At 68.3% G+C, this 19,299-nt stretch carries 22 protein-coding genes; 10 read left to right on the forward strand and 12 right to left on the reverse strand.

The features are described from left to right. The first annotated feature begins 59 nt into the window (after positions 1-59). The 5 genes from T8T21_RS14335 (at position 60) to T8T21_RS14355 (ending at position 5,776) form a co-directional block, all read left to right on the forward strand. Positions 60-1,850, forward strand: a complete 1,791-nt coding sequence (locus T8T21_RS14335; RefSeq protein WP_322336074.1) for a glycoside hydrolase family 15 protein — start codon at positions 60-62, stop codon at positions 1,848-1,850. A 55-nt stretch (positions 1,851-1,905) separates the two neighbouring features. Beyond that, entirely contained in the window at positions 1,906-2,730 is an 825-nt protein-coding gene (locus T8T21_RS14340; RefSeq protein WP_183472174.1) for a TlpA family protein disulfide reductase, read from the forward strand. A gap of 141 nt (positions 2,731-2,871) precedes the next feature. Then, positions 2,872-4,092 carry an NAD-dependent epimerase/dehydratase family protein gene (locus T8T21_RS14345; RefSeq protein ID WP_322336075.1) on the forward strand — a complete coding sequence of 407 codons (1,221 nt, stop codon included), beginning with the start codon at positions 2,872-2,874 and terminating at the stop codon, positions 4,090-4,092. Next, complete coding sequence (locus T8T21_RS14350) at positions 4,089-4,922, forward strand: glycosyltransferase (protein WP_322336076.1); 834 nt, start codon at positions 4,089-4,091, stop codon at positions 4,920-4,922. The genes T8T21_RS14345 and T8T21_RS14350 overlap by 4 nt, the downstream gene beginning before the upstream one ends. Continuing rightward, positions 4,919-5,776: an NAD-dependent epimerase/dehydratase family protein gene (locus T8T21_RS14355; protein ID WP_322336077.1), complete on the forward strand. Its 858-nt coding sequence runs from the start codon at positions 4,919-4,921 to the stop codon at positions 5,774-5,776. Before T8T21_RS14350 ends, T8T21_RS14355 begins: the two co-directional genes overlap by 4 nt. Here T8T21_RS14355 and T8T21_RS14360 read toward each other — a convergent pair. From T8T21_RS14360 to T8T21_RS14370, 3 genes are all read right to left on the reverse strand, one after another. Further along, positions 5,773-6,846, reverse strand: coding sequence for a 5-(carboxyamino)imidazole ribonucleotide synthase (locus T8T21_RS14360; protein ID WP_322336078.1), 1,074 nt, complete (start codon positions 6,844-6,846; stop codon positions 5,773-5,775). The genes T8T21_RS14355 and T8T21_RS14360 overlap by 4 nt on opposite strands. Next, entirely contained in the window at positions 6,839-7,324 is a 486-nt protein-coding gene (gene purE / locus T8T21_RS14365) for a 5-(carboxyamino)imidazole ribonucleotide mutase (protein WP_183472167.1), read from the reverse strand. Before purE ends, T8T21_RS14360 begins: the two co-directional genes overlap by 8 nt. 62 nt (positions 7,325-7,386) lie before the next feature. After that, the gene (locus T8T21_RS14370) at positions 7,387-7,605 is read right to left on the reverse strand and encodes a YdcH family protein (protein WP_183472165.1); all 219 of its coding nucleotides are present in this window, start codon (positions 7,603-7,605) and stop codon (positions 7,387-7,389) included. 162 nt (positions 7,606-7,767) lie between these two features. On the opposite strand from T8T21_RS14370, the gene T8T21_RS14375 reads away from it, so the two are divergent. Next, positions 7,768-8,187, forward strand: a complete 420-nt coding sequence (locus T8T21_RS14375; RefSeq protein ID WP_183472163.1) for an Hsp20 family protein — start codon at positions 7,768-7,770, stop codon at positions 8,185-8,187. Next, entirely contained in the window at positions 8,184-8,417 is a 234-nt protein-coding gene (locus tag T8T21_RS14380; RefSeq protein WP_183472161.1) for a DUF1150 family protein, read from the forward strand. Before T8T21_RS14375 ends, T8T21_RS14380 begins: the two co-directional genes overlap by 4 nt. 72 nt (positions 8,418-8,489) lie before the next feature. On the opposite strand, the gene T8T21_RS14385 is transcribed toward T8T21_RS14380, so the two are convergent. The 3 genes from T8T21_RS14385 to trxB form a co-directional block, all read right to left on the reverse strand. Beyond that, complete coding sequence (locus T8T21_RS14385) at positions 8,490-10,193, reverse strand: bifunctional sulfate adenylyltransferase/adenylylsulfate kinase (protein WP_183472159.1); 1,704 nt, start codon at positions 10,191-10,193, stop codon at positions 8,490-8,492. 164 nt (positions 10,194-10,357) lie between these two features. Continuing rightward, positions 10,358-10,858, reverse strand: a complete 501-nt coding sequence (locus T8T21_RS14390) for an RES family NAD+ phosphorylase (protein ID WP_322336079.1) — start codon at positions 10,856-10,858, stop codon at positions 10,358-10,360. After that, entirely contained in the window at positions 10,858-11,880 is a 1,023-nt protein-coding gene (trxB, locus tag T8T21_RS14395; RefSeq protein WP_322336080.1) for a thioredoxin-disulfide reductase, read from the reverse strand. The genes T8T21_RS14390 and trxB overlap by 1 nt, the downstream gene beginning before the upstream one ends. Before the next feature lie 196 nt (positions 11,881-12,076). Between trxB and T8T21_RS14400 the strand changes: the two genes are divergently transcribed. Then, positions 12,077-12,577 carry an Lrp/AsnC family transcriptional regulator gene (locus T8T21_RS14400; RefSeq protein WP_322336081.1) on the forward strand — a complete coding sequence of 167 codons (501 nt, stop codon included), beginning with the start codon at positions 12,077-12,079 and terminating at the stop codon, positions 12,575-12,577. 10 nt (positions 12,578-12,587) lie between these two features. Here the strand turns inward: T8T21_RS14400 and T8T21_RS14405 are convergent, their stop codons facing one another. The 4 genes from T8T21_RS14405 to lgt all read right to left on the reverse strand — a co-directional run bounded on the left by T8T21_RS14405 (position 12,588) and on the right by lgt (position 16,219). Then, positions 12,588-13,370: a Hint domain-containing protein gene (locus tag T8T21_RS14405; RefSeq protein WP_322336082.1), complete on the reverse strand. Its 783-nt coding sequence runs from the start codon at positions 13,368-13,370 to the stop codon at positions 12,588-12,590. Positions 13,371-13,503: 133 nt separating this feature from the next. After that, on the reverse strand, positions 13,504-14,271 hold the full coding sequence (pgeF, locus tag T8T21_RS14410) for a peptidoglycan editing factor PgeF (RefSeq protein WP_322336083.1): 768 nt from the start codon (positions 14,269-14,271) through the stop codon (positions 13,504-13,506). Further along, positions 14,268-15,329 carry a class I SAM-dependent methyltransferase gene (locus tag T8T21_RS14415; protein ID WP_322336084.1) on the reverse strand — a complete coding sequence of 354 codons (1,062 nt, stop codon included), beginning with the start codon at positions 15,327-15,329 and terminating at the stop codon, positions 14,268-14,270. Before T8T21_RS14415 ends, pgeF begins: the two co-directional genes overlap by 4 nt. Next, entirely contained in the window at positions 15,326-16,219 is an 894-nt protein-coding gene (lgt, locus tag T8T21_RS14420; protein WP_322336085.1) for a prolipoprotein diacylglyceryl transferase, read from the reverse strand. Before lgt ends, T8T21_RS14415 begins: the two co-directional genes overlap by 4 nt. Before the next feature lie 169 nt (positions 16,220-16,388). Here lgt and T8T21_RS14425 point away from each other — a divergent pair, with 169 nt between their 5' ends. Beyond that, complete coding sequence (locus tag T8T21_RS14425; RefSeq protein ID WP_085897110.1) at positions 16,389-16,637, forward strand: accessory factor UbiK family protein; 249 nt, start codon at positions 16,389-16,391, stop codon at positions 16,635-16,637. A 60-nt stretch (positions 16,638-16,697) separates the two neighbouring features. On the opposite strand, the gene T8T21_RS14430 is transcribed toward T8T21_RS14425, so the two are convergent. Beyond that, the gene (locus tag T8T21_RS14430) at positions 16,698-17,414 is read right to left on the reverse strand and encodes a nucleotidyltransferase domain-containing protein (RefSeq protein WP_322336086.1); all 717 of its coding nucleotides are present in this window, start codon (positions 17,412-17,414) and stop codon (positions 16,698-16,700) included. A 54-nt stretch (positions 17,415-17,468) separates the two neighbouring features. Beyond that, positions 17,469-18,506, reverse strand: coding sequence for a M42 family metallopeptidase (locus T8T21_RS14435; protein WP_322336087.1), 1,038 nt, complete (start codon positions 18,504-18,506; stop codon positions 17,469-17,471). A 281-nt stretch (positions 18,507-18,787) separates the two neighbouring features. Between T8T21_RS14435 and T8T21_RS14440 the strand changes: the two genes are divergently transcribed. After that, positions 18,788-19,288 (forward strand): type III secretion system chaperone family protein, encoded by a 501-nt coding sequence (locus tag T8T21_RS14440; RefSeq protein WP_183472119.1) that lies wholly within the window; start codon positions 18,788-18,790, stop codon positions 19,286-19,288. Positions 19,289-19,299: the final 11 nt, after the last annotated feature.

Raw genomic sequence — 19,299 nt, forward strand, 5'->3', positions numbered from 1 at the left:
ACCTCGCGCCGCCGGAACCCCGCTCGCGCGGGTCCGGTTGGGCCGCGAAGGAGCGCCGCATGACCCAGCCAACCCCCCAGACCACCCGGCCCGACGGTGCCGCCGCCACCAATCAGGTGCCGATCCGCGATCTGGGCGTGATCGGCGATCGACGCACAGCGGCGGTCATCGACCGCATGGGCCGCATCCTGTGGTACTGCCCTTGCCGCTTCGACGGGCCGAGCCTGCTGGCCGGGCTGCTCGATCCGGCGGGCGGCGACTGGCGGATCGAGATCGACGGCGCCCGTCCCGGCTCGCGACGTTATCTCGACGGCAGCGGCATGCTGGAGACGCGGCTGGAGGTGGCGGAAGGCGAACTGGTGGTGCTCGACTGGATGACCTCTGGTCCGCAGGCCCCCGTGGGGGTGCTGGTGCGCGAGTTCGGTGAAGCGCCCGTGCCGCTGCGCGCGGTGATCGACCCGCGCCCCGATTACGGTCGCAAGCCCGCGCGCGTCTCGGCCGAGGCCGATGCCGTGACGATCGAAGGGATGACCCTCTACGGTTCGCACCCGCTGCGCATCGAGGAGGGCAGGGCGGTGATGGAGCTGCCCGCCGGAGAGCGGGGCTGGATGGCGCTGTCGGATGCGCCTCTCACCCGGCCCGATCCGGCCACGCTCGACAACTGGCGCGGTCACACGCTGGGCCATTGGCGCGGGCTGGACGAGGCGGTGGATTACGACGGGGTCTTTGCCGAGGAACTCCGGCAGTCGCTGCGTGCGATCCGCCTGTGCACCCACGAGGAGAGCGGTGCCACCGTGGCCGCCGTCACCACCTCGCTGCCCGAGATCGCGGGTGGCGGGCGCAATTGGGACTATCGCTATGTCTGGCTGCGCGACGCCGGCATGATCGTCTCGGCCCTGTTGCGGCTGTGCCAGAAGGATAGCGAGGGCGAACAGTACCTGAAGTTCATCTGCCGCTGCACCGGCACCTCCGAGAAATACCCGATGGCGGTGTTCACCGACCTCGATTGCGAAACCGCGCCGGGCGAGACCGAGCTGCCCTTCGAGGGCTGGCGCGGCTCGCGCCCCGTGCGGATCGGCAATGGCGCCGCCGACCAGCTCCAGCTCGACGCCTATGCCAACGTGGCGCTGGCGGCCAAGCTGCTCTACCGCGAGGGCCGCTCGGATGGCCGGGCGCATTGGGACGTGGTCTCAGACATCTGCGATTTCCTGGCCGACAACTGGCAGGAGCCCGATCACGGCATCTGGGAGGAGACGCCGCCGAAGCCGTATGTTTCCGGAAAGGTCGTCGCCGCCTGCGCTCTTGAATCGGCGGCGGACTATGCCGACGAGGAAGAGGCCACGCGCTGGCGGGCGGCCGCGGGCGAGATCCGCGACTGGGTCGCGCGCAACGGCCTGACCTCGGAAGGTGCCTACGCGGTCTATCCCGGCTCGGAAGAGGTCGACGTCACCGCCGCGCTGTTCCCGGTCTGGGACTACAGCGCCGCCGACACGCCCGAGATGCGCGCCACCATGGCGGCACTGGAACGGGAATGGAGCCCGGACGGCAAGCTGTTCCGCCGCCGCCTCGAATGCGCCGACGGGCACGAGGAAGGTGTCTTCGTCACCGCCGGATTCTGGGTCGCGCAGTACTGGGTGATGCGGGGCGAGCTGGAGCGGGCGCGGGCGATCATCGAGGCGGGGATCGCGCAGGCCAATGATCTCGGTCTCTTCGCGGAGGAGGCCGATCCGGCCACCGGCGAAATGCTCGGCAACATCCCGCAAGGCTTTGCCCATGCCGCGCTGATCGGGGCCGTGATCGATCTCAACCGGGCGCTTGAGGCGCAGGCGAAGGAGAAATCGAACGGCTGAGGCTTTCGCGGGTTGTGTCACCGACAGTTGCAACACCAGCCGCGGAGACCCGCCCATGACATCGACAAGCGACTACGTCTACGACCACGTCGAAGCCAGCACCCTGCGCCGCGACATGGCATTCGAACCCGGGGTGCCGGGACCGGGCGACAGGTTGCCCGTCTTCGATCTGCCCGCCGCCACCGGCGGGCGGATTCGCAGCCACGCGATCACCGGCAACAAGCCGATGCTGCTCGTCACCGGGTCGTACACATGCCCGATGACGGCCTCGTCCGTCCCGGCGCTCAAGAAGCTGCATCGCCGCTATGGCGGACAGGTGGTGTTCGTCATGCTGCATGTGCGCGAGGCGCATCCCGGCGAACGCTTCGACCAGCCGCACGACATGGATGCCAAGATCCGCAACGCCCGCATCCTCAAGGCGCGCGACAACCTGCCTTGGCCGGTGGCGGTGGACGACACGCAAGGCACGCTGCACCGCCAGCTGGGCGAGAAGCCCAACGCCGTCTGGCTCACCGACCGCGAGGGCACGATCGTCTATCGCGGCCTCTGGGCGGGCGATACCGAGACGCTGGGCGATGCGCTCGAAGCGGTGTCGCGCGGTCGGCTGCCGAAAAAGCGCGAAAGCACCGCACGGGTCGGCCCCATGGCGGCCGGGATCGGCGTGATGCGCGAGGTCACGCAGCGCTCGGGCAAGCGCGCCGAGGCCGATCTGTGGAAGGCCGCGCCGCCGGTTGCCGCGCTGGCCCGGGTCGCGGATCTCTACCGCCCGCTGCCACCCGCCTGGCGCACCTATGCCGCCGCCGCCACCATCGGTCTGGGCGCCACCGCGCTGATCGGGGCGCTGAGCCGGGCCGGCCGCAAGACGGTCAAACGGCGCTGAGCCGCCGGGCCCCGCCCCGGACGCCGGGGCGGGGTGGCGCTTTGTCCCGCCCCATGCATTATGCCGCCCGAGGAGGGCAGGGTGTCATGACCCTGTCGCCGGGCCGTGCGAGGCCCGGGGCGTCTAGCAAGGGGGCACATCATGAAGATCGCGATTCTCGGCGGCGACGGTTTCGTCGGCTGGCCGACCTGCCTGCATCTGTCCGAGCAGGGCCACGAGATCCACATTCTCGACAATCTCAGCCGCCGCTGGATCGACACCGAGCTGGGCGTGCAGTCGCTCACGCCGATGGACTCGATCCAGGAGCGCTGCCGGATCTGGCATGAGGTGACCGGACGGCGGCTGAACTTCCACCTGATCGATCTCGCCAAGGAATACGAGCGGCTGAAGTCTTGGCTGGCCGAGGAAAAACCCGACGCCGTCATCCATTTCGCCGAGCAGCGCGCCGCGCCCTATTCGATGAAATCCGACCGCCACAAGGTCTACACCGTCAACAACAATACCAATGCGACGCACAACCTGCTCGCCGCGCTGGTGGAGACGGGCATCGACGCGCATCTGCTGCATCTCGGCACGATGGGTGTCTACGGCTATTCCAGCGTCGGCGCGGCGATCCCCGAAGGCTATCTCGACGTCGAGGTCGAGACGCTCGCGGGCGACAAGGCAAAGCAGGAGATCCTGTATCCGACCAAGCCCGGCTCGGTCTATCACATGACCAAGAGCCTCGATCAGATCCTGTTCCAGTTCTACGCTCAGAACGACGGGCTGCGGATCACCGACCTGCATCAAGGCATCGTCTGGGGCACCCATACCGACCAGACCCGCCGCCACGAGCAGTTGATCAACCGCTTCGACTATGACGGCGATTACGGCACCGTGCTCAACCGCTTCCTGATCCAGGCGGCGATCGGCCACCCGCTCACCGTGCACGGCACGGGCGGGCAGACGCGCGCCTTCATCCATATCCAGGATTCGGTGCGCTGCATCGAACTGGCGCTGGGCGACGCGCCGAAATCGGGCGAGCGGGTGCGCATCTTCAACCAGATGACCGAAACGCACCGGGTCCGCGATCTGGCCGAGATGGTGGCGAAGAAGACCGGCGCCCGGGTCTCTTATCTGCCCAACCCGCGCAAGGAGGCCGAGGAGAACGATCTCGTCGTGAAGAACGACAAGTTCCTCGCGCTGGGCCTCGATCCGATCACCCTGCAGGAGGGGCTTCTGGACGAGGTGGTCGAGGTGGCGCGGAAATATGCGCACCGCATCGACCGGAGCCGCGTGCCCGCCGTTTCCGCTTGGACCCGGGATCTGGGCGCGCGGGTCGAGCGCGACCCCGAAGGCCGGGCGCTGCGCACCGTCTCATGAAGGATGGATTGCGCCCCGAAGGCCCGGCGATCGACCGCCGGGCCTTCGCCACCCTAGTCACCAATGCGGATTTCGCACGGGGCGCGAAGGCGCTGCTGCGCTCCCTCCGGCTGACCGGGACGACGGCCGATCTCGTCGTGCTGCACACCGGCGGGGTGGGGGAAGACGATCTCGCGCCGTTAAGGGCGCGTGGCGCCCGGCTGGTGCAGACGAAGCTGCTGCCGACCTCTCGGGACTTCAACGCCGCCCATGCGCGCGAGGCGCTGCACGGCGCGGCCCCCTTCACCAAGGGCGAGAAGCCGGCCTTCCACACCCCGCTCGACAACTTTGCCAAGCTCAGGCTGTGGCAGCTCGACTACGAGCGCGTCGTGTTCCTCGACGCCGACACGCTGGCGCTGCGCAACATTGACGCGCTGTTCGACTACCCGGAGTTCTGCGCCGCGCCGAACGTCTATGAGAGCCTCACAGACTTTCACCGGATGAATTCGGGCGTGTTCACCGCCCGGCCCGATCCGGCCACGTTCGACGCGATGCTGGCGCGGCTTGACGCGCCCGGCGCCTTCTGGCGGCGCACCGATCAGACTTTTCTGCAGGACTTTTTTCCCGACTGGCATGGCCTACCGGTGACCTGCAACACGCTGCAATATGTCTGGTTCAACCTGCCCGAGCTGTGGAGTTGGGAGCAGATCAAGGTGCTGCATTTCCAGTACGAGAAGCCATGGCAGGACCATGCCAAGGCCGAGCGGCTGCGGGTGCTGATCGATTTGTGGCGTGCCTATGAGGGCGACGGGCCGGTGCCCGATCTTGCGCATCTGCCGAACCCGTCATGAAGGTCGCGCTGACCGGGGCGACCGGGTTGGTCGGGCGGTTCCTACTTCGCGGCCTTGCGGCACGGGGGCACGAGGTGGTGACGCTTGGCCGGCAGGCGGTCGCAGGCAATGAACACCGGTGCTGGGCGCTGGGCGTGGCGGCGCCGCTCGCGGGCTGCGACGCGCTGGTGCATACGGCCTTTCTCCATGTGCCCGGGCGCTACCGCGGCGGTGAGGGCGACGATCCCGAAGGCTTTGTGGCGGCGAACCGCGACGGTTCGCTGCGGCTCTTCCGCGAGGCGCGGGAGGCGGGGCTCACCCATGCGCTCTTCCTGTCGAGCCGCGCGGTCTATGGCGACTACCCGTCCGGCACCGCGCTGACCGAGGATCTCGCGCCGCGTCCGGACACCCTCTATGGCGAGGTGAAATGGGCGGCGGAGCAGGGGCTCTCTGCGCTGGCCCGGCCCGGCTTCGCCACCGCCGCCATCCGCGCCACGGGAATCTACGGACCCTCTGGCGTTTCCAACCCGGATCACAAGTGGCGCGGGCTGTTCGAGGCCTTTCTTGCCGGGGAGACCGTTGCGCCGCGCGTCGCGACCGAACTGCATGGCGACGATCTGGCGGCAGCGGTGGCGTTGCTGCTGGAGGCGCCCGAGGCAGCGCTGGCCCCCCGCAGCTTCAACGCGTCGGACATCACGCTCGACCGGCGCGACCTGCTGGAGCGGGTTGCGCGGATTACCGGGCGGGACGGGCCGCTGCCCGATCGCGCCGACGCGTCGCGCGTCAGCGCTATGCGCTGCGACCGGCTTTGGCAGCTGAGCTGGCAGCCACGCGGCATGGAGGGGCTCGATGCCGCGCTGCGCGAGATGCTCTAGCGCACCGGACCGGTGATCCGGTTGACATGGCCCATCTTGCGGCCGGGCCGGGCCTCGGCCTTGCCATAGAGGTGGATGGCCGACTGGGTGGCTGCGATCTGCTGGATGCGGTCGACATCGTCGCCGATCAGATTCTCCATCACCACGTCCGAATGCCGCGCGCCGTCGCCCAGCGGCCAGCCTGCGACCGCGCGGACATGCTGCTCGAACTGGTCGATCAGGCAGCCATCCTGGGTCCAGTGGCCGGAATTGTGCACCCGCGGCGCGATCTCGTTGATCACGAGGCCCTGCGGCGTGACGAAGAGCTCCACACCCATGACGCCGACATAGTCGAGCTCGGTCAGGATCTTCGCTGCCAAGAGCACCGCGTCGGTACGCTGCGAGGCCGTGAGCCGGGCTGGCACGGTGGTCTCGCGCAGAATGCCGTCCTCGTGACGGTTCTCGCCGGGATCGAAGCAGGCGACCGCACCGTCGAGCCCGCGCGCACCGATCACGCTGACCTCGTGCGAGAACTCGACGAAGCCTTCGAGGATCGAGGGCGCGCCGTTCATCTCCGCCAGCGCCGCGGCGGCGGCATCCGCCGACATGATCCGTGCCTGTCCCTTGCCGTCATAGCCGAAGCGGCGGGTCTTAAGGATCGCCGGCGCACCGATCTCGGCCATCGCCGCGTCGAGCGAGCCGGCGTCGTCCACGGCGGCATAGGGCGCGGTGGCGAGGCCGAGGGAGCGTAGGAGGTTCTTTTCGTCGATCCGGTCCTGGCTGACCGCGAGGGCGCGCCGATTGGGGCGGATCGGCACGATCGATTCGATCAGGTCGAGCGAGGCCGTGGGTACGTTCTCGAACTCGTAGGTCACCACGTCGACCGAGCTGGCAAAGGCCCTGAGCGCCGCCTCGTCATCCCAGGCGGCGGTGGTGGCATGGGCCGCGACCTCGGCCGCCGGGACGTCGGAGCCGGGATCGTAGACATGGCATTTCAGGCCCAGCCTGGACGCCGCGACCGCGAGCATCCGGCCGAGCTGACCGCCGCCCAAGATCCCGATGGTCGAGCCGGGGCGCAGCGCGTCACTCATCGCGGGGCTCCTCGGGGATGGAGGCCGACAGCGCCTCGCGCCAGTTGTCGAGCCGCTGCGCCAGTGCCGGATCGCCCAGCGCCAGGATGCCCGCGGCCATCAGCCCGGCATTGGCCGCCCCCGCCGATCCGATTGCCATGGTAGCGACGGGAAAGCCGCGCGGCATCTGCAGGATGGAGTAGAGCGAGTCGACGCCCGACAGCGCACGGGTCTGCACCGGCACGCCGATCACCGGCAGGCGGGTCTTCGATGCCATCATGCCGGGCAGATGCGCGGCACCGCCGGCCCCCGCAATGATCACCTCAAGGCCGCGGGCAACGGCGGTCTTGCCGTAATCCCACAGCCGGTCCGGGGTGCGGTGCGCCGAGACGATCCGGGTTTCGTATTCCACGCCCAGCTCGTCGAGCATCTGCGCCGCTTCGCGCATCGTCGCCCAGTCCGACTGGCTGCCCATGATGATGCCGACCTTCACGCCCATGCCGATCCCTTCCTTGCAGTTGAGGCGGGACTACACCGGTGCGGGACGCGACGGCAAGCAGATCAGGCGATGATGTCCGGCAATATCCGGTCCTCGATCCGGGTGATCCGGTCCTTGAGCTGCAGTTTCTGCTTTTTGAGCCGCCGCAGCCGCAACATGTCGGCTCCGCCGCGCTCCTCGAGCGCGTGGATCGCCTCGTCGAGATCGCGATGCTCGCGCTTGAGCACCTCGAGCTCCACCCGGAGCACCTCGATCTCTTCCATCTTCGCCGACTTGTTCATGCTCGTCTGCCCTGCGTCTTTGGCCCTTATCATAGAAGCTGCGCCGCCAGCCGCCTAGCCCCGCACCTTGCAAGGCGGAATTTCGCCACCCATATTGAGGTTAAGGCGGCTGCCGATGCCGGGGCCGCTGACGGACGGTCGCTTGGGCAGAGGACGTGTCGCATGACGAAGCTGACATTGGGGACGCACCCCTTCCTTCTGGGGTTCGAACAGCTTGAAAGGCTGGTCGAACGAACCGCGAAGGCGTCGGGAGACGGATATCCGCCCTATAACATCGAGCAGACGTCGGAGCGGTCCTACCGGATCACGCTCGCCGTGGCCGGGTTCGCCGAATCCGACCTCTCGATCACGGTCGAGGACAACCAGCTCGTGGTGCGCGGACGCCAGTCCGACGCCGGCTCCGAGCGGGTGTTCCTGCATCGTGGCATCGCCGCACGCCAGTTCCAGCGCAGCTTCGTGCTGGCCGATGGCGTCGAGGTGGGCGAGGCGGTGATGGAGAACGGCCTGCTGCATATCGACCTCTCCCGTCAGCCCGCCGACAGCGTCGTGCAGACGATCCGCATCAAGAGGAGTGGAACATGAACACGCAATTCCGCCATCCCAAGCTGACCGAAGACGAAAGCAAGCTGGTCTACGTCAAGCCCGTGGCCGTCGCCGACCTTCCAGAAGAGGTGCAGGAACAGGCCGAGGGTCTGGAGGTACTGTTCGCCGTGCATGACAGCGATGGCCAGCAGCTCGCGCTCGTGGCCGACCGCCGGTTGGCCTTCACGTTGGCGCGGCAGCACGACATGCATCCGGTGACGCTGCACTGAACCGCGCGGCATCGACGGAAACGAAAAAGGCGCGCCCCGAGGGGCGCGCCTTTCGCGTGTCTGGCGTGGCGATCAGCCCGCGATCAGGCCCATCTGCTCGAGCTTCAGGATCACCTGATGCGCGCAGTTGTCGACGTCGGTGCCCTCGGTCTCGACGCGAAGCTCCGGGCTCTCGGGGACGTCATAGGGATCCGAGATGCCGGTGAACTCCTTGATCTTCCCCTCGCGGGCGAGCTTGTAGAGCCCCTTTCGGTCGCGCCGCTCGCATTCCTCGATGGAGGTCGCGACATGCACCTCGATGAAGGCGCCGAAATTCTCGACATCCTCGCGCACGGCGCGGCGCGTCGCGGCATAGGGCGCGATCGGCGCGCAGATCGCGATGCCGCCGTTCTTGGTGATCTCGCTCGCCACGTAGCCGATGCGGCGGATGTTGAGGTCGCGGTGCTCCTTGGAGAAGCCCAGCTCCGAGCTGAGATTCTTGCGCACGATGTCGCCGTCGAGCAGCGTCACCGGGCGGCCGCCCATCTCCATCAGCTTGACCATCAGCGCATTGGCGATGGTCGACTTGCCGGAGCCGGAGAAGCCGGTGAAGAACACCGTGAAGCCCTGCTTGGAGCGCTCGGGCGAGGTGCGGCGCAGCTCGCGGACCACCTCGGGGAAGGAGAACCACTCGGGGATCTCGAGACCCTCGGCCAGGCGGCGGCGCAGCTCGGTGCCCGAGATGTTGAGCACGGTCGAGCCTTCGGGCACCTCGTCGATCGGGTAGTACTGGGCCTTCTCCTGCACGTAGACCATGTGCTTGAAGTCGACCATTTCGATGCCGATTTCCTCTTGGTGCTGGCGCACCAGCTCCTGGGCGTCGTAGGGGCCGTAGAAATCCTCGCCCTGGCTGTTCTTGCCCGGACCCGCGTGGTCGCGGCCGACGATGAAATGGGTCAGGCCGTGGTTCTTGCGGATCAGCGCGTGCCACAGCGCCTCGCGCGGGCCGCCCATGCGCATCGCGAGGTTGAGCAGCGACAGGTGCGTGGTGGAGGACGGGTACTTGTCGAGCACCGCCTCGTAGCAGCGCACGCGGGTGAAGTGGTCGACATCGCCCGGCTTGGTCATGCCCACCACCGGGTGGATCAGCAGGTTGGCCTGCGCCTCGCGGGCGGCGCGGAAGGTCAGCTCCTGATGCGCGCGGTGCAGCGGGTTGCGGGTCTGGAAGGCAACGATGCGCTGCCAGCCCATCTTGCGGAAATAGGCGCGCAGCTCGTTCGGCGTGTCGCGCCGTGCCTTGAAGTCGTAATGCACCGGCTGCTGGATGCCGGTCACCGGGCCGCCGAGATAGACGTTGCCCGCGTGGTTGTGCAGGTAGTTCACCGCCGGGTGGGCGCTGTCATCGGCACCGAAGACCTTCTCGGCCTCGCGCGACTTGTTGGGCACCCATTTGTCGGTGACGGTCATGGTGGCGAGGATCACGCCCTCCTGGTCGCGCAGGGCGATGTCCTGGCCCAGCTCGACCGTCTCGGCGAACTTCTCGGAGACGTCGAGCGTGATCGGCATCGGCCACAGCGCACCGTCCTGGGTGCGCATGGTCTCGACGACGCTGTCGTAATCCGCTTCGGAGAGGAAACCCTTGAGCGGGTTGAAGCCGCCGTTCATCAGCAGCTCGAGATCGCAGATCTGGCGCGGCGTCAGGTCGTGCGAGACGAGGGTCCCGGCCTCGACCTTCAGCTTCTGGGCAGACTCGTAGGAAACATAGAGTTCGGGAATCGGGGCGAGGTTCGAGGCCATCAAAGCAGTTCTCCAGGGGCCGAAAATGGGGGGCTCTTGCCGCTCCTAGACCGCGTCTTTGCCGTGTCGCAAGGGGAGGGACGTGCAAAACGGACCGTTTTCCACGAGAGGCGGCCGCTGCGGAACGGAGAGGCAAAGAGGCAGGCGAAAGGCGAACACGCCGCCTAGCGATCAGGCAGCGGTTCGGGCCAGCGCCGCGAGGCGCCTGCCTGATGCAGCCCGGATGCGGAGAACAGCACCAGATGCGCATGCTCGGGCGCCTTGCGCGAGCGATAGAGAAAACCGGTCGCACCGAGCGCGCGCGTCCGGTCGGAGGCGCGCCAGCTGCGGGCGGGGCGACCCGCGGCCCGGTCCTCTGCCCATCGTGCCGTCAGATCGTCGGGACATACGCCCAAGGCAACGCAGTTTTCGTCTTCACGCAGATCGGCGATGCGGTGCGCGTCCAGCTTTAGCGGCCAGAGCCGGCGCGGCGGGTCGTCCGGACGCAGATAGGTGGCTAGTGCCACTGCCGCCCCTTCGGGGCTCAGCGAAGCGTAGATCGCGGGTTGGCCGTCATGGTGAAACCGGCCTTCGGGGTTGGCGACAAAGGCCAGCGGGTCGGCTCCGGCGGCGCAGATCCGCCATAGCCGACCCGAAAAGGGGCGGAGAAGCTCCGCCCCGTCCATCACTTCGCGGTTGCGGCTTCGGGCGCGCCGTAGCCCAGCGGCAGCGTCTCGTCCTTTTCATGGCCCGCCACTTCCGCGGCCTGACCGTGCTCGGCCAGGAAACGTTCGGCATCCAGCGCGGCCATGCAGCCCATGCCGGCCGAGGTCACGGCCTGACGATAGACATGGTCGGTCAGGTCGCCGGCGGCGAAGACGCCCGGGATCGAGGTGCGGGTCGTACCCGGCTCGACCTTCACGTAGCCGCCGTGATGCGTCTCGAGCTGATCCTTCACCAGTTCGGAAGCAGGGGCATGGCCGATCGCGATGAAGACGCCCTTGGCAGGAATCTCGGTGATCTCGCCGGTCCGCACGTCCTTGGCCCGGATCGCCGTCACGCCCTTCGGATTGTCCTCGCCCACCACCTCGTCGAGCTGGTGATGCCACAGCGTCTCGACCTTCGGGTGCTCGAACAGGCGCTTTTGCAGCACCATCTCCGCGCGCAGCTCGTCGCGACGGTGGATCAGCGTGACCTTGGAGGCGAAGTTGGTGAGGAACAGCGCCTCTTCCACGGCGGTGTTGCCGCCACCGACCACGACGATCTCCTGGCCGCGATAGAAGAAGCCGTCGCAGGTTGCGCAGGCGGAGACGCCGAAGCCCTTGAAGGCCTCTTCGGAGGGCAGGCCGAGCCACTTGGCGCGGGCGCCGGTGGCGAGGATCACAGCCTCGGCCACGTATTCGGTGCCGCTGTCGCCACGAGCCACGAAGGGCCGCTTCGACAGGTCGAGATCGGTGATGATGTCGGTGATGATCTCGGCGCCCATCTCGCGCGCATGGGCTTCCATCCGCACCATCAGGTCGGGGCCCTGCACGGTGGTGTCGCCGGGCCAGTTCTCGACATCGGTGGTGGTGGTGAGCTGGCCGCCCGGCTCGAGGCCCTGCACCAGGATCGGCTGCAGCATCGCACGGCTGGCATAGACCGCGGCGGTGTAACCCGCCGGGCCGGAACCGATGATGAGAACCCGAGTGTCGCGCCGCGTGGTCATGGGACGTCCCCTTGCAAGCCTGAAGTCGGCTGCATATAGCCACTGTCCCCGGCGCTGCAAACCCCGCTGCGCGGGAAGCGGTTCGACCTGCGGCCGCCGCGTCACCCTCAGGGTCACGATGTTGCGCACGCGTGCAATATTCTTGCGCCCGCACGCGGTCTGTCCTAGGTGATGCGCAAGATTCATGGAGAAGATGATGCCCGGGGCGAAACTCGACGAGATCGACAGGATGATCCTGGCCGAGCTGCAGGCCGATGGCCGGATGACGAATGTGGAGCTGGCCCGCCGCGTCGGCATTTCGGCGCCGCCCTGCCTGCGCCGAGTGCGCACGCTCGAGGAGCAGGGCTACATTTGCGGCTACCATGCCGATGTCGACGCCCGCGAACTAGGCTTCGACGTGTCGGTTTTCGCCATGGTCCGGCTGGTGAGCCAGTCCGAGGCGGAGCTGTCGGCCTTCGAGGCCCGGTGCAACGGCTGGCCGCTCGTGCGCGAGTGTCACATGCTCAACGGCGAGGTGGACTTCATCCTCAAATGCGTGGCGCCCGACCTGCGCAGCTTCCAGTCCTTTCTCACCGGCGAGCTGACCGCGGCCCCGAATGTCGCCAGCGTCAAGACCTCGCTGGTGATCCGCAACGCCAAGGCCGAGCCCGGCGTGCCCTTCGACGTGCTCGAGGAGCGGTTGTCGCGCAAGGCCTGAGGCGCGGGCCTCAGGCGACCTGATCGAGTTCGGCCAGCCGCAGCCTCGGCAGGGCAGGCGGGCCGAAATCCTCGATCCGCTCGAGATGCGGAAAGCACGACAGGAACAGCGCGCGGTCCTCGGGCGAAAGGCGCGCCAGCCGGGCTGGGCCGGGGTGGTAGCTCTCGACCTCGACGCCGTTGGCGAGAATACGTTCGTGCCGCTCGAAGCCCAGATGGAACACCTGCACCGCCGAGGGCGGGCGTAGCTCCACCACCCCCATCCCGTCGATCAGGTCGCGCGCCGGCAGGGCTGCGGCCCGGTGTCCGGTCAGCCGCTCGATCGCGGCGCCGTGGCGAACCAGATTGGCCATCGGCCCGAGCACGAGGTCGTGCATCGGCCGCGCGATCCCCAGAGCGTCGGCTGCGACCCGGGTGAGGCGGCCCATCTCGGGCGACTGGCCGGGCACGTCCGCGACCAGCGTCGTGCCGCCACGCCAAAGCAGGGTGCGAAAGCCGCGTCCCACCGTCTTGACCTTGTCGCCGGGCAGCAGGTCCTCGACCGCGACGAGGCCGCGTTCGGTCGGGATCTGGGCGCCATGCGCAAAGGCCGCGACCGCTTCCTCGAAGATCGGGGCGGCGGGGACGGTGCGGCTGCACTCGACGATATCGCCGGGGTGATCGCGACAGAGCGTCATGATCTCGATCCGCCGCATCAGCGTCGGCTGTGCGGGTGGCGATGTGTCGTGATGGGACGCGGGGAGCGACGCCCCGGCGCGGGCCGGGACGCGAGTAACGGGCAGGGGTAGTGCCATGCGATCACCTTTCGGTCGTCACATCGGCTGTCGGCCCCCACCGACAACACCCGAAGCTGTTGGGTTCCCGGCGACAATGGGTCGGCGGAGCACGATTGTCAAAGATGTCGGGCGAAACGGATTGTTTCGGGCCTCAGAGCCGGATCGCCGCGATCAGCCGACCGTAATCGGCCTCGCGCGCATGGGTGGCGCGGCGATAGCTGAAGAACCGCGCCGGATCGGAATAGGTGCAGTGCCGGGTCCATTCGGCCGAGGCGATGCCCGCGGCGCGCAGTCGGCGCAGACCGAAGCCCGGCAGGTCGAAGAGCAGCCGGTCGCCCTGGCCTTGCGCGAAATGCCGCGCCGCCTCCGGGTCTTCTGCGAGAAAGGCGTCGAGCATTTCCGGGCCGACCTCGTAGCAGCGCTGACTGATGGTCGGGCCGATCACCGCGCGGATCCGATCGCGCCGCGCGCCAAGATCCACCATCGCGTCGATCGTGGCGTCGAGCACGCCCGCCAGCGCTCCCTTCCAGCCCGCATGGGCGGCCCCGATCACCTGCGCCTCGGCATCGGCGAAGAGCACAGGCTGGCAATCGGCGGTGAGAATGGTGAGCGCGAGGCCGGGGCGGTTGGTGACCAGCGCGTCGGCGCGGGCCGGCTCGCCCCCCGGCGCGGTGACCTTCACCACGTCGGCGGAGTGGATCTGGTAGAGGCCGATCAGCGCCTCGGGCGCCACCTCCATCTCGCGCGCCACGCGGGCGCGGTTGATACGGACCGCCTCGTGCTGGTCGGAGCTGCCAGGACCACAGTTGAGACCGGCAAAAACGCCGGACGAGGCGCCGCCGGCACGGCCGAAGAAGCCATGGCGCAGCGGCGCGAGGCTGTCGGCGGTGATGATGTCGAGCGGCGTTGCGGCGTTCACGTCTCAAATCCGGGTGGCGGCGGGGCATTGCACGGATGAAGTGCGGCTACCTTGAACAGGTCGCCCATTTCTTCGGGGTGGGTCAAGCGGCGATGCGCGGCAACATGGCGGTCGAGCGCCGCCCCTTCGAGTCGCGCGGCCAACGCCTGGGCGCGCGCCGTGATGCCGAGACGTTCGAGAAAGACGCCTTGCGGCACCGGCCCGGCGCAGGCGGCCGGGGCGGCGGCGCGGGCCAGCGCGTCGAAATCGACATGCGCGGTCAGGTCGGCGGCGCCGGGCGCATCGAGCGGATCGACCTTGCGGTGGCCCTGCACCGCCTGGAAGCTGTCGCCGGTCGTGCCGCGGCCGCCGTAATCGACGATCAGCGCCGCGCCGCCATTCTCGGCGATGCGGGCGCCGATTTCGCCGACCAGCGCGGGCAGGGCCGGGGAGATCTCGACCATGTCGCCGTCGACCGTGTTGGCCAGGCGGTGTTCAAGTTGCGTCAGCGGCGCAGGCGCGGTCAGGCCGAAGACCAGCCGGTCGCCGTCGCGCCCGATCACCCGCTCGCGCCAGCCGGACCCGTCGCGAATGAACTGGCGGATCGGCAGCGCGTCGAAGAACTCGTTGGCGACGAGGAAGAGCGGCAGATCGTCAGGGATCTGGTCGAGCCGGTCGTGCCATGTCGCGTCGGGCAGCCGCTCGGCCTGCGCCGCGCGCAAAGTGGGCGATGCCTCGACCAGATGCAGGCGGAGCGCGGCGTGAAAGCCCGGGACCCGGGCGGTGGCGCGCAGAATGTCGGCCATCAGCGTGCCGCGCCCTGGCCCCGGCTCGACCAGCGCGAACGGCGCGGGTGCGCCTTGCTCGAGCCAGGCTTGTGCCAGGGCGAGGCCGATCAGCTCGCCGAACATCTGGCTGATCTCGGGCGCGGTGGTGAAATCGCCGCCCGTGCCCAGCGGGTCGCGGGTCGTGTAATAGCCATGCACCGGATGCAGCAGGCATTCGGTCATGTAATCGGCGATGCCGATCGGCCCGGTGGCGGCGATGCGCCGCAGCAAGATATCACGTAGCGCCGTCATGCCGTGGCGGGCGCTCGGCGCCGGGCATGGGCGATCACCGCGATCCCGGCGAGGATCATCGGCAAGGACAGGATCTGGCCCATCGTCAGGCCCCAGCCATCGACATGCAGCGCCAGACCGAGCGGGTTGCCGGGCGAGACGAACTGCGCGTCGGGCTGGCGCACGAATTCCACCAGAAAGCGTCCTATGCCGTAGACCAGAAAGAAGGTGCCCGACAGCATCCATGGCCGCTTCAGCGCACCCCAGCGGAACGCCATGAGGATGAACAGCACCAGCAGGAACAGCCCCTCGATGCCGGCCTCGTAGAGCTGCGAAGGATGGCGCGCACACAGGCCTTCGATGCCGGGGCAGTCCTGCGCTGCCGCGCCCGGGAAGATCACGCCCCAGGGAAGGTCGGTGGGCCGGCCCCAGAGCTCGGCATTGACGAAGTTGGCGAGGCGGCCCAGCAGGATCGCGGGCGGGGTGGCCAGCGCGATGGTGTCGGCGACGCCGCCGAGCGGCAGGCGGTGGCGGCGCGCGAAGATCAGGATCGCGAGGATCACACCGATGAAGCCGCCATGGAAGGACATGCCGCCCTGCCACAGGAAGGGGATCTCCCAAGGGTGGGTCAGGTAGTAGCCCGGCTGGTAGATCAGCACGTAGCCCAGCCGCCCGCCGCCAATGATCCCGAGGATGACCCAGCTCAGCAGGTTCTCGAGCTCGGGCGGGGTCATGGCCGGGCGGTCGCCGGGCCACAGGCCGGGGCGCTTGAGCGCCGCGACCGAAAGCCGCCAGCCCGCGAGGATGCCGACGATATAGGCCAGCGCGTACCAGCGCAGCGCGAATTCGAACCCGCCAAGCGAGATCGTGAAGATCTCGGGCGAGATCTCGGGGAAGGGGATGCCATTCATGGCGCGATACCTGCGGCGGGGTGCCGGGGCTTGTCAATCCGGGCAACCGCGAGGGAGGGCGGGGCCTCGCCATGTCGTGAGCGGCCCACGCCGGCACGCGCGTCGTTGCCTTGTCGCCGGGCCCAGCGCCGCCCATATAGAGGCCAGCCCGAAACAGCGGAGACCCGCCATGCAATCGAGAAACAAGATCTTCGACGATCTGTCGCAGCTGATGACCAACGCGATGGGCGTGGCGCAGGGCGCGAAGGACGAGGCCAACAACGCCATGAAGTCGATGCTCGACCGTTGGCTGGCGGATCGTGACCTCGTGACCCGCGAGGAGTTCGACGCGGTGCGCGCCATGGCGCAGAAGGCACGCGAGGAGAACGAGGCGCTCAAGGCCCGGATCGCCGCGCTGGAGACCAAGACCTCGAACTGATCGCCCGGTCGGTCATCGAGATGTGAGAGGGGCGGCCCGTCGGGGCCGCCCTCTTGCATGTCAGGAGGCGCGGTGCGGCGGCGCGTCATTGCGCCATTCCACCAGGGGGCCGCCGCAGGGCGCGTAGATGCGGTCGACCGTCTCGACAACTGCCCCCGGTTCGGCTCGCGCGAACAATGCCTCGAAAGCGGCGATCAGCGCTGGGCCGATTTCGCTCTCCGCCTCGCGCAACAGGCGCAAGGCGTGCTTGCCGCGCCCGCTCCAAAGCCCGCGCGACCGGCGCAGGTGATCCAGCGCGTGCGGATAGAGCAGCGCACCGATGATGCGGATCTCGTCGGGATCGGTCGCGCCGCGCAGGTCTTCGAGCAGGTCGCCCGCGATGAAGCGAGAGCGCTCGAGCTCCGCTGCGCTCCAGGGGCGCGGACCTTCGGCAAGGCGGCGCTCGGCCAGACTTCGCGCCGCGTCCGCCACCGGGCCGGCGCGCAGGACGACGCTGCGGGTCACCATGTCCATGAGCACCGGGAGGCCGCGCGCGGCATCCTTCTCGAAGAACAGGTCGAGCGAGTCGAGATCATGCACGAAGACCTCGAAGAGCCGCCCCTCTTCGAGAAAGCTCTCTCGCCATGCATGGTCGAGCTGGTCGAAGACGACGACGAGGTCGATGTCGGAGCTTCGCGTGCCAGTACCGCGCGCCAGCGAGCCGGTCCAGAACAGGGCTGCTGCGCCGGGGTAGCGGGCTTCGGCCACGCGCCGGGCCAAGGCTTCGTGAAGGGTCATGATGTCACCGGTTCGAACGGTGGCGGGCGGCCATGGCGACCGCCCGCCGCTGGATCAGCCCTCGAAGACTTCGAGATAGGCGCTCAGGATGTCGCGCGCGGCCTCGAGATCGGTACGGTCGACCATCTCGGTCACGGTGTGGATGTAGCGGGTGCCGACCACCACGCCGATGGCGCGTGCGCCCGCCGCCGCCTGCTGCGCCGCCGCGCCGTCCTGGCCGCCGGCAGCCAGCATGGTGCGCTGGAACGGGATCTCTTTCTCGCGCGCGAGCTTCTCGAAATCGGCGACAAGGCCGCGATCGGAGATGAAGCTGCCGTCGCGCACATGCAGGCCGAAGCCGTCGCCTTGCCGGGTGGTGCGGTCCTTGTCGGGGACGCCGGGCGTGTCGCAGGCCAGCGTCGTGTCGACGCCGATGCCGATGTCGGGACGCACCTTGTAGGCGGCGGTCTTGGCGCCGCGCAGCCCGACCTCCTCCTGGCAGGTGAAGGCGACGTGGATCTCGGCGCCGCGGCCCTTGTCGCCGAGCTGGCGGATCGCCTCGATGCCGAGCCAGCAGGCAACGCGGTTGTCGAGTGCCTTGGAGACGAACTTTTCGCCCATCTCAAGGAACGGCTCGTCCATCACCACCATGTCGCCGACCTTGATCCTGTCGGCTGCCTTCGTTCCGAGACCGGTGTCGACGAAGAACTCGGTCGGGGTCGGGATCTTCTTGCGCTCTTCGGGGGTGGAGATGTGCACCGGCTTGCCGCCCGGGTTCATCACGCCCTTGATGTCGCCATCGTCGGTGCAGACCAGCACCCGGCGCGAGAACAGGTTGCGCGGGTCGAAGCCACCCACCGGGTGCAGCCAGACGAAACCCTTCTCGTCGATATGGCTGACCAGGAAGCCGATCTCGTCCATGTGGCACAGCAGCATGATCCGCGGCGCGTCCTCGCGTCGCGCATCGCGACGGCACAGCAGGCTGCCCATCGGGTCGGTCTCGACATGGTCGAACAGGCCCTCGATCTCGGCGGTGATCAGGTCGCGCACGCGATGTTCGTGCCCCGGCACGCCGGGGGTTTCGCACAGGCGCTTGAGAAGGTCGGTGTTCATGCAGGTCTCCCGTTTTGCCGCGCAAGCTGCCGCAAGCCGGGCAACGGCGCAACGGGCGCGCGACGGCAGCCGCGGGCAGGCACCGATTCGGTTATCCACAAGAAATGTCGGGGGTGATTCTCGAATCGGCCGAATCTGGAGGATTATCCCCAAGAAACGGCTTTACAGCGACTCGGTCGAGACTCACCATATACACCCGAAGCCGGGCGGGTGAAAGCACCCTCCGACCGAACCCAGGACGGGCGTTCCGCTGCCCGTCGCCGCAAAGAAAAGAGGCCGTCATGGCGCTGTCAGAGTCGTTTCTCGACGACGAGATTCACCCGATCGACCTGGTCGAACAGGTCGCCGACCTGAACGCCTGGTCGGTGGAGCGCGTGGCCGAGGACCAGATCGCGATGACGCTGTCGGGTCAGTGGCGGGATTACGCGGTGACGCTGGCCTGGCAGCCCGCCGACGAGACGCTGCGCCTGGCCTGCATGTTCGAGATGCAGCCCCCCGAGCCGCGCCTGCCGCAGATCCTCGACCTCATCAACCGCATCAACGACCGCTGCTGGATGGGTGGCTTCGGCTGGTGGGGCGAGCAGGAGATGATGGTCTATCGCTACGGGCTGGTGCTGGCTGGCGGGCAGATCGCCGGGGCCGAGCAGGTCGACCGGATGATCCAGACCGCCTTCGCGGCCTGCGAGCGGTTCTACCCGGCCTTCCAACTGGTGTCCTGGGCGCATCGCGATCCGGCGGCGGCGATGCAGATCGCCATCGCCGAGGCCTACGGCCGGGCCTGATCGGGCTGCGG

Source organism: Limimaricola variabilis (assembly GCF_034371605.1).
GTDB classification, from domain to species: Bacteria; Pseudomonadota; Alphaproteobacteria; order Rhodobacterales; family Rhodobacteraceae; genus Limimaricola; species Limimaricola variabilis.